This window comes from Dactylosporangium sp. NPDC000244, assembly GCF_040300725.1.
GTDB lineage: Bacteria > Actinomycetota > Actinomycetes > Mycobacteriales > Micromonosporaceae > Dactylosporangium.
Window position 1 is genome coordinate 1 of the sequence record NZ_JBEPEH010000108.1, and the last position, 2,039, is coordinate 2,039.

Sequence of the window (2,039 nt, forward strand, 5' to 3'; positions counted from 1 at the left end):
CGCGCACGGCGGCGCCTCGCGCACGGCGGCGCCTCGCGCACGGCGGCGCCTCGCGCACGGCGGCGCCTCGCGCACGGCGGCGCCTCGCGCACGGCGGCGCCTCGCGCACGGCAGCGCCTTAAAGGCTGGTCAACCCTACCTGAAGTGAGAGCGCTCCATCGACCAATATTCATAAAGGTTATTTACTGTTAACAATCCTTCCCTTACATTGAGCGGCATCACCCCCCACCGCTGGAAGGAGCGATTGAATGCGTAAAGCGATCGCTGCGGTACCCCTCACGCTGGCCGCCGTGGCCGCCGCACTCCTCGTGACGGCGTCTCCCGCGTCCGCGCACGGGTACATCTCCTCGCCACCCAGCCGCCAGGCGATGTGCGCCCAGGGCCGCGTGGCCAACTGCGGCGAGATCGTCTACGAACCGCAGAGCGTCGAAGGTCCGAAGGGCCTGACGAGCTGCAGTGGCGGCAACAGCCGGTTCGCGGAGCTGGACGACCCGAACAAGGGCTGGCCCGCGACGTCGGTCGGCAACACCGTCACGTTCACGTGGGTGTTCACCGCCCGCCACTCCACGACGAACTTCGAGTACTTCGTGGGCGGCACCCGCATCGCCAACATCGACGGCGGTAACCGTCAGCCCGACGCGACCGTCTCCCACACGGTGAACCTCGGCGGCCGTACCGGCCGGATCCTGGTGCTGGCCCGCTGGAACATCGCTGACACCGGCAACGCGTTCTACTCGTGCGTCGACCTGCAGGTCGGCACCGGCGGCGGGAACCCGACGCCGACGCCCACCCAGCCGTCGCCGTCGCCGACGCGTCCGAGCCCCTCGCCGTCCACCTCACCGACCTCGCAGCCGCCGACGGGCACGACCACCTGGGCCGCCGGCACCGCGTACAAGGTCGGCGACCGCGTCACGTACAACGGCGTCACGTACCAGTGCCGCCAGGCGCACACCGCCATCCCCGGCTGGGAACCGCCCAACGTCCCGGCCCTGTGGCAGCGCGTCTGATCGTCCGGTACCGCTGAAAGAAGGGCGGCGTCCCGGCTCCCCCGGGACGCCCCCGCGCGCAGGGAGACCCATGAAACGCATTGCGCTCCTGCTCGCGACGTTCCTGCTGGCGGGCTGTGCCGCCGCCCCGGCCCAGCCCGCCCCGGCAGGAACCGAGCAACGCGTCTTCAACGACACCGACGTCATGTTCAGCCAGATGATGGCGGCGCACCACAGCCAGGCCCTGGAGATGGTGCGCCTGGCCCGCACGAAGGCCGCACGCGAGGATGTGCGCACCCTCGCGGCCGCGATCGACGCCACCGAGACCGACGAACTCAAGACGATGCAGGTCTGGCTCGAGTCGTGGGGCCAGCCGCCCAACGCCGACGCGTCCGCGCACGCCGGCCACGGCGGCGCGCACGGCGCCAACCCCGACGACATCAAGGCGCTGCAGGCCGCGACCGGAACGGACTTCGAGACGAAGTTCCTGAACCTGCTCATCGCGCACCAGCACAACGCGATCGAGATCGCGCGCATGGAGACCGGCTCGGGAGTCAACCCCGGGGCGCTGGACCTGGCCAAGCGCATCGACGAGTCGCGCACCGCCGAGATCCAGCAGATGCTCCGGTACCTCAACCAGCCCGCCTGACCCCGCATCCGCACGCCGGCGCCGCCCAAAGCCGCCGCGCGTTGCCTGGCGCCCACCGGGTAACGCGCGGCCACGGCAGCCGATCCGTCCGCCGGCCGACCGCCCGCGGACATCGAGGCCCCGCACCGCCCGCACCGCGCCCGCGCGCTCTATGGCCCTACCGCGATCGCCGGCACGCACGATCCGACGGCGAGGGCGAACGCGCGGAGGCGAGCGCTTGGAGGTGAGGCTCCCGAGCGCGTGAACCCGGCCCGAGGTGGGCGCGCGGAGGCGGGGTTCCCGGGCCGAGAGCGCGAGCTGGCTCGAGGCGGGCGCGCGGAGGCGGGGTTCCCGGGCCGAGAGCGCGAGCTGGCTCGAGGCGGGCGCGCGGAGGCGGGGTTCCCGGGCCGAGAGCGCGAGCTGGC

The 2,039-nt window shown here is 72.2% G+C and carries 2 protein-coding genes; both read left to right on the top strand.

Features of this window, described 5'->3' with window-relative positions:
* Positions 1 to 248 precede the first annotated feature (248 nt).
* The gene (locus ABT369_RS57695; RefSeq protein ID WP_350627238.1) at positions 249 to 1,007 is read left to right on the top strand and encodes a lytic polysaccharide monooxygenase; all 759 of its coding nucleotides are present in this window, start codon (positions 249 to 251) and stop codon (positions 1,005 to 1,007) included.
* A gap of 70 nt (positions 1,008 to 1,077) precedes the next feature.
* The gene (locus ABT369_RS57700) at positions 1,078 to 1,635 is read left to right on the top strand and encodes a DUF305 domain-containing protein (RefSeq protein ID WP_350627240.1); all 558 of its coding nucleotides are present in this window, start codon (positions 1,078 to 1,080) and stop codon (positions 1,633 to 1,635) included.
* The last annotated feature ends 404 nt before the right edge of the window (positions 1,636 to 2,039 follow it).